The sequence below is a fragment of the Streptomyces sp. ISL-11 genome (assembly GCF_018614525.1).
Lineage (GTDB): Bacteria > Actinomycetota > Actinomycetes > Streptomycetales > Streptomycetaceae > Streptomyces.
This window is the reverse complement of sequence record NZ_JAGGOL010000203.1, coordinates 1-6441: the sequence shown is the minus strand read 5'-3', so window position 1 is coordinate 6441 and position 6441 is coordinate 1. Positions and strand designations below refer to the sequence as shown.

Genomic DNA, 6441 nt, shown 5'->3' with positions numbered 1-6441 from the left:
CCCCGGCGCCCCGCGGCCCGCGCGGGGCCGTCCGCTGCCCCGGCGCGGGCTGCTCGCGGCGCTCGCCGCGGTGCTGGTCCTGGTGGTGAGCACCGGCATCTGGTACATCAGCTCCGGTCAGTTCACCACCGTCCCGGCCGTCCTGGACATGCCGCGGGAGAAGGCCGAGAAGGAGCTGGGCAAGGCCGGGCTCGGGGTGAAGGTCGAGCAGGACTTCAGCGACACCATCGAGCGCGGCCATGTGATGACGACCGACCCCGGCGCCGGTGACCGCATCCGCAGCACCGGCAAGGTGACGATCACCGTCTCGCGCGGCCCGGCGCGCTCCGAGGTGCCCAATGTCGTCGGCATGCCGCTCGACAAGGCGAAGGAGAAGATCAAGGGCGCGGGTCTGGCGGTCGGCGAGACCGGTCAGCAGTTCAGCGACGAGACCCCGCAGGGCTCGGTGCTGGCCACCGACCCCGCGCCCGGTGCGCAGCGCAGGCCCGACTCCCCGGTCGCGCTGACCGTCAGCAAGGGCCGGGCCCTGGATGTGCCGGACGTGACCGGCCTGTCCGTCGCGGACGCCACCGCCGCCCTGCGCGACAAGGGCCTGAACGTCGAGGTCGCGGGCACCGAGGTCTTCTCCGACAAGCCCAAGGGCGCCGTGGCCGGGCACTCCCCCGCCAAGGGCGAGCAGCTCGCGAAGGGCGACACCGTCACCCTCACGGTCTCCAAGGGCCAGGAGATGGTCGGCGTCCCCGACGTCACCGGCAAGAGCGAGGCCGAGGCGAGGCGGACGCTCACGGCGGCCGGATTCAAGGTCCAGGTCGAGCGGCCCTTCTTCTTCCCCCGCGACTCCGTCGAGAGCCAGTCGGTCAAGGCCGGCGACCAGGCGCCCAAGGGCAGCGCGATCACCATCAAGCTCAAGGGCGGTCTGTAGGACATGAGCGACGCCCCCGCCCGCGCCCGTGCGCGCAACCCCATCGGCGGGCACATCCCCGTCGCCGGCGGCCTCGCCAAGGTCGGTCTGCCCTACGCCCGCGCGATGGGCGCCGAGACCGTGCAGGTCTTCGTCGCCAATCCGCGCGGCTGGGCGACCCCGGTGGGCAACCCGCGGCAGGACGAGGAGTTCCGCGCCGCCTGCGCGGCCGAGTCGCTCCCGGTGTACGTGCACGCCCCGTACCTGATCAATTTCGGCTCCCACACGGAGGCGACCGCGGAGCTGTCCGTGGAGTCGATGCGCCACTCGCTGCGCCGGGGCCGGGAGATCGGCGCGCGCGGCGTGGTGGTGCACACGGGCTCGGCGACCGGCGGACGTCACCGCCGCGAGGCGCTGGCGCAGGTCCACGAGCGGCTGCTGCCGCTGCTGGACGAGCTGACCCACGACGACGACCCCTGGCTGCTGCTGGAGCCGACGGCCGGTCAGGGCGCGTCGCTGTGCTCACAGGTGTGGGAGCTGGGCCCGTACTTCGAGGCGCTGGAGAGCCATCCCCGGCTCGGCGTCTGCCTGGACACCTGCCACGTCTTCGCGGCGGGTCACGACCTCGCCGGGCCCGGCGGGATGAAGCAGACCCTGGACGACCTGGTCTCCGTCGTGGGCGAGGGCCGGCTGAAGCTGATCCACGCCAACGACTCCAAGGAGGGCGTCGGCGCGCACCGCGACCGGCACGAGAACATCGGCTCCGGCCACATCGGTGCCGAGCCCTTCGCGGAGCTGTTCACGCACGCCGCGACGGAGGGCGTACCACTGACGATCGAGACGCCGGGCGGCACGGCGGGACACGCCGCGGACGTGGCCCGCCTGAAGGACCTGCGCGGGTTCGCCTGCGGCTAGGCGTGTCCGGCGGATCCCGGGCTGTCTTTTCCGCCTGCGGCGGCGGGCGCCCTGCGGGCGCGTCCTCAAGCGCCGGACGGGCTTGTTTTGGAGGTCAGACCTCGGGGCCCTCGCCGGGCTGTTCCTGGTAGGAGTAGCGCTGCTCGCGCCAGGGGTCCCCGACGTTGTGGTAGCCGCGCTCCTCCCAGAAGCCGCGGCGGTCCGCCGTCATGTACTCCACGCCCCGCACCCACTTCGGGCCCTTCCAGGCGTACAGGTGCGGCACGACGAGCCGGACGGGGAACCCGTGCTCGGCCGTCAGGAGCTCGCCGTCCTTGTGGGTGGCGAAGATGGTCTTCTCGGCGGTGAAGTCCGACAGCCGCAGATTCGAGCTGAAGCCGTACTCGGCCCACACCATCACATGGGTGGCCTCGGGCGCGGGCGGGGCGAGTTCGAGGATCGTACGGGCCGACACCCCGCCCCACTCGGCGTCGAGCATGCTGTATTTCGTGACGCAGTGCAGGTCCGCGACGACCGTGGAATACGGCAGGGCGGCGAATTCCTCGTGCGTCCAGCAGTGCTTGTCCCCGCCGGCGGTCGAACCGAAGACCCGGAACTCCCAGCGCTCCGGTTTGAACTTCGGGACCGGGCCGTAGTGCGTCACCGGCCATCCGCGCTGGAGGCGTTGCCCCGGGGGTAGCTGAAGATTCTCCCCTTTGCGGCTTTCCGACTGACCCATACGTCCATGGTGTCAGACCTTTACGGGTGCCGATGACCAGGGGTTCCGCTATTGGGGCAACTCCCACTAAGTGTGCACTTACTGGACGGTTTCGAAGGGCGGTGCGAGGATTCCGGCAACCTGCCAGTCATCCTCTTGGAAGGAGCCTCTGCGATGCAGGGCGACCCCGAGGTCATCGAATTTCTCAATGAACAGCTGACTGCCGAGCTCACCGCGATCAATCAGTACTTCCTGCACGCGAAGATGCAGGAGCACCTCGGCTGGACGAAGATCGCCGCACACACCCGCGCCGAGTCGTTCGACGAGATGCGGCACGCGGAGGTGCTGACCGACCGGATCCTGTTCCTGGAGGGGCTGCCGAACTACCAGCGGCTCTTCCACGTGCGGGTGGGGCAGTCGATCGTGGAGATGTTCCAGGCCGACCGGCAGGTCGAGGTCGAGGCCATCGACCGGCTCCGGCGCGGGGTGGAGGTCATGCGGGCCAAGGGCGACATCACCTCGGCCAATATCTTCGAGTCGATCCTCTCGGACGAGGAGGACCACATCGACTACCTCGACACCCAGCTGGACCTGATCGAGAAGCTCGGGGAGCCGCTGTACCTGGCGCAGTTCATCGAGCAGTCGAACGGCGGGGCGGACTGACCGCTCCCGGCGGGCGCTAGGCCGCCCGGGCGGACGCCCCCACGGGTATCCCGGCGCTCAGTACGCCGGACTCCCCCTGGTCAGCCGGCTCACGGCGGGGGCACGCGCCCCGGCCGAGCAGGGCCTGGATGCGGCGCACGCAGCTGCCGCAGTCGGTGCCGGCCTTGCAGGCGGACGCTATCTGGCGGGGGGTGCACGCCCCCTTGTCCGCGTGGTCACGCACCTGCTGCTCCGTGATGCCGAAGCATGAGCAGACGTACACGCGGTTCACCGCCCTACCGGGTTGATCAATAAGGTAACCCTTACCTTACCCGGCCGGGTGGCCGAATCACAACGGCGTGGGGCGCGGATCACTCGGATCCGCGCCCCACGCCGGTATTCAGCCCGTGTTCCTACTGGTCGCGGTACATCTCCGCCACCAGGAAGGCCAGGTCCAGCGACTGGCTGCGGTTGAGCCGGGGGTCGCAGGCCGTCTCGTAGCGCTGGTGCAGGTCGTCGACGAAGATCTCGTCGCCGCCGCCCACGCACTCCGTGACGTCGTCGCCGGTCAGCTCGACGTGGATGCCACCCGGGTGGGTGCCCAGGCTCTTGTGGACCTCGAAGAAGCCCTTGACCTCGTCCAGCACGTCGTCGAAGCGACGGGTCTTGTGACCCGAGGCCGCCTCGAAGGTGTTGCCGTGCATCGGGTCGCTGATCCAGACAACCTGCGCACCGGAGGCGGTGACCTTCTCGACCAGCGTCGGGAGCTTGTCCCGGATCTTGTCGGCACCCATGCGGGTGATGAAGGTGAGCCGGCCGGGCTCGCGCTCGGGGTCGAGCCGCTCGATGAGGGTCAGCGCGTCCTCGGGCGTGGTCGTCGGGCCGAGCTTCACCCCGATCGGGTTACGGATCTTCGACGCGAACTCGATGTGCGCGCCGTCCAGCTGCCGGGTGCGCTCACCGATCCAGACCATGTGGCCCGAGACGTCGTAGAGGTCGCCGGTGCGCGAGTCGACACGGGTCAGCGCGGACTCGTAGTCGAGGACGAGCGCCTCGTGGGAGGCGTAGAACTCGACGGTCTTGAACTCCTCCGGGTCCACCCCGCAGGCGTTCATGAAGTTCATCGCCCGGTCGATCTCCCGGGCGAGCGCCTCGTAGCGCTGGCCGGAGGGCGAGGACTTCACGAAGTCCTGGTTCCAGGCGTGCACCTGGCGCAGGTCCGCGTAGCCACCGGTGGTGAAGGCGCGCACCAGGTTCAGGGTCGCGGCGGAGGCGTGGTACATCCGCTTCAGGCGCTCGGGGTCCGGGGTACGGGCCTCGGGCGTGAAGGCGAAGCCGTTGACGGAGTCGCCGCGGTAGGTCGGCAGGGTCACGCCGTCGCGGGTCTCGGTCGGCTTCGAACGCGGCTTGCTGTACTGACCGGCGATCCGGCCGACCTTCACCACGGGCACGGAGCCCGCGTAGGTCAGGACGGCACCCATCTGCAGGAGCGTCTTGAGCTTGTTGCGGATCTGGTCGGCACCGACGGCGTCGAAGGCCTCGGCGCAGTCGCCGCCCTGGAGCAGGAACGCCTCACCGCGGGCGACGGCTCCCAGGCGCTGGCGCAGCTGGTCGCACTCGCCCGCGAAGACGAGAGGCGGATAGGACTCGAGCTCGGCGATCACATCGCGCAGAGCCTCGTGGTCCGGCCAGTCGGGCTGCTGCGCCGCGGGAAGGGAGCGCCAGGTGTTGCCACCGGCGGGGAGTTCAGCGTTCACGGTCACGCTCCAACCCTACGGGGTCGTGACGGCGGCCCCTCGCACGGACCGCACTGTGAGACACATCGGGCGCACAGTGAGACGGCGCACGCCCCGGCAAGCGCCGGGAGCGCCCCCTTCGCCCCCGGCGCTCCCCGCGGGACCGGTCCGCCCGCACCGGCCGTCGGGTAGGGTGCGGGACATGTTCGCGCAGACGCATCAGAACTGGTGGTGGACCGCTCATCCGGCGGCCCACTGATCGCGCGTACACCGACTGACGCACCGCGAAGGCCGCCCGAGGGGCGGCCTTCGGTGTTTCCGGGCCGTTCCTCCCTCACCGGAAGGAACTCCTCGCATGCCCGACACCGCCGCTCTCCTGGCCCGCCTGACCGACCCCGCCACCCCGCCCTTCGCCCTGCTCCACCGCCGCACCCCGGGCCGGGACGACGACTCCGTCGAACTACTGACGGGCCCCGTGACGGAGGCCGCCCGCCTGGGCGACATCCCGCTCCCGGCCGGCCCGCCGGCGTCCGGCGGGCCGGTCCACGACGCGCTGGCCCTCGTCCCCTTCCGCCAGATCCGCGAGCGCGGCTTCGACGCCCGCGACGACGGCACACCCCTGCTCGTCCTGCGGCCCGACGCGTCGTACGAGCTCCCGCTCGCCGAGGTCCGCGCCGCGCTGCCCGCCCACGCGGTGCGGGTCGAGGGCGGTGCCTTCGACGTGGGCGACGAGGAGTACGCGCGGATCGTCGAGCGGGTCATCGAGGACGAGATCGGCACCGGCGAGGGCGCCAACTTCGTCATCCGCCGGAACTTCGAGGGCGAGATCCACGGCTTCACCGCCGCCGACGCGCTCGCCCTCTTCCGGCGGCTGCTGGACGGCGAGCGCGGCGCCTACTGGACCTACGTGGTCCACACCGGCGACCGCACCCTGGTCGGCGCCAGCCCCGAGGTGCACGTGCGGATGTCCGGCGGAACGGTCGTGATGAACCCCATCAGCGGCACGTACCGCTATCCGGCCGGCGGCCCCACCGCCGACGGGCTGCTCGGCTTCCTCCACGACCGCAAGGAGGTCGAGGAGCTGTCCATGGTGGTGGACGAGGAACTGAAGATGATGTGCACCGTCGGCGACATGGGCGGCGTCGTCGTCGGGCCCCGGCTGCGCGAGATGTCCCACCTCGCCCACACCGAGTACGAGCTGCGCGGACGCTCGTCGCTGGACGTCCGGGACGTGCTCCGGGAGACGATGTTCGCCGCCACCGTCACGGGCTCGCCCGTCCAGAACGCCTGCCGGGTCATCGAGCGGTACGAGCCCGGTGGCCGCGGTTACTACGCGGGCGCGCTCGCCCTCGTCGGCCGCGACGCGGGCGGCGCACAGACCCTGGACTCGCCCATCCTCATCCGCACGGCCGACATCGACCGGCGCGGCCGGCTGCGGGTGGGCGTCGGCGCGACGCTCGTGCGCCACTCCGACCCGCACGGCGAGGTCGCCGAGACCCACGCCAAGGCGGCCGGCGTCCTGGCGGCGCTCGGCGTCCGCACCGCGCGGC

8 protein-coding genes are annotated in these 6441 nt (G+C 71.1%); 5 read left to right on the top strand and 3 right to left on the bottom strand.

The window, feature by feature from the left end; translation table 11 throughout:
- Together J7E86_RS29725 and J7E86_RS29720 are read left to right on the top strand one after the other, a co-directional pair.
- Nucleotides 1-922 (top strand): Stk1 family PASTA domain-containing Ser/Thr kinase (locus J7E86_RS29725; RefSeq protein WP_215085916.1); only part of this gene is annotated, 922 nt, incomplete at its 5' end.
- Between the two features lie 3 nt (nucleotides 923-925).
- Entirely contained in the window at nucleotides 926-1816 is an 891-nt protein-coding gene (locus J7E86_RS29720) for a deoxyribonuclease IV (protein ID WP_215085915.1), read from the top strand.
- A gap of 94 nt (nucleotides 1817-1910) precedes the next feature.
- On the opposite strand, the gene J7E86_RS29715 is transcribed toward J7E86_RS29720, so the two are convergent.
- Complete coding sequence (locus tag J7E86_RS29715) at nucleotides 1911-2534, bottom strand: sulfite oxidase-like oxidoreductase (RefSeq protein ID WP_215085914.1); 624 nt, start codon at nucleotides 2532-2534, stop codon at nucleotides 1911-1913.
- Between the two features lie 153 nt (nucleotides 2535-2687).
- Here J7E86_RS29715 and bfr point away from each other — a divergent pair, with 153 nt between their 5' ends.
- Nucleotides 2688-3176, top strand: a complete 489-nt coding sequence (bfr, locus tag J7E86_RS29710) for a bacterioferritin (protein WP_215085913.1) — start codon at nucleotides 2688-2690, stop codon at nucleotides 3174-3176.
- 16 nt (nucleotides 3177-3192) lie between these two features.
- Here bfr and J7E86_RS29705 read toward each other — a convergent pair whose 3' ends face one another.
- Together J7E86_RS29705 and J7E86_RS29700 are read right to left on the bottom strand one after the other, a co-directional pair.
- A complete protein-coding gene (locus J7E86_RS29705; RefSeq protein WP_215085912.1) occupies nucleotides 3193-3447 on the bottom strand; it encodes a bacterioferritin-associated ferredoxin in 255 nt (84 codons plus the stop codon).
- A gap of 121 nt (nucleotides 3448-3568) precedes the next feature.
- Complete coding sequence (locus J7E86_RS29700) at nucleotides 3569-4918, bottom strand: class II 3-deoxy-7-phosphoheptulonate synthase (protein ID WP_215085911.1); 1350 nt, start codon at nucleotides 4916-4918, stop codon at nucleotides 3569-3571.
- Between the two features lie 175 nt (nucleotides 4919-5093).
- On the opposite strand from J7E86_RS29700, the gene J7E86_RS32160 reads away from it, so the two are divergent.
- Both J7E86_RS32160 and J7E86_RS29690 read left to right on the top strand, forming a co-directional pair.
- A complete protein-coding gene (locus J7E86_RS32160; protein ID WP_107063558.1) occupies nucleotides 5094-5150 on the top strand; it encodes a trp operon leader peptide in 57 nt (18 codons plus the stop codon).
- 96 nt (nucleotides 5151-5246) lie between these two features.
- Nucleotides 5247-6441, top strand: a 1195-nt coding sequence (locus tag J7E86_RS29690) for a chorismate-binding protein (protein ID WP_215085909.1), incomplete at its 3' end; no start/stop codon positions are given.

Bases quoted from the DNA above. Each gene is read 5' to 3' on its own strand.
- bfr (WP_215085913.1), top strand. From the start codon at position 2,688: ATGCAGGGCGACCCCGAGGTCATCGAATTTCTCAATGAACAGCTGACT.
- J7E86_RS29720 (WP_215085915.1), top strand. From the start codon at position 926: ATGAGCGACGCCCCCGCCCGCGCCCGTGCGCGCAACCCCATCGGCGGG.
- J7E86_RS29715 (WP_215085914.1), bottom strand. From the start codon at position 2,534: ATGGGTCAGTCGGAAAGCCGCAAAGGGGAGAATCTTCAGCTACCCCCG.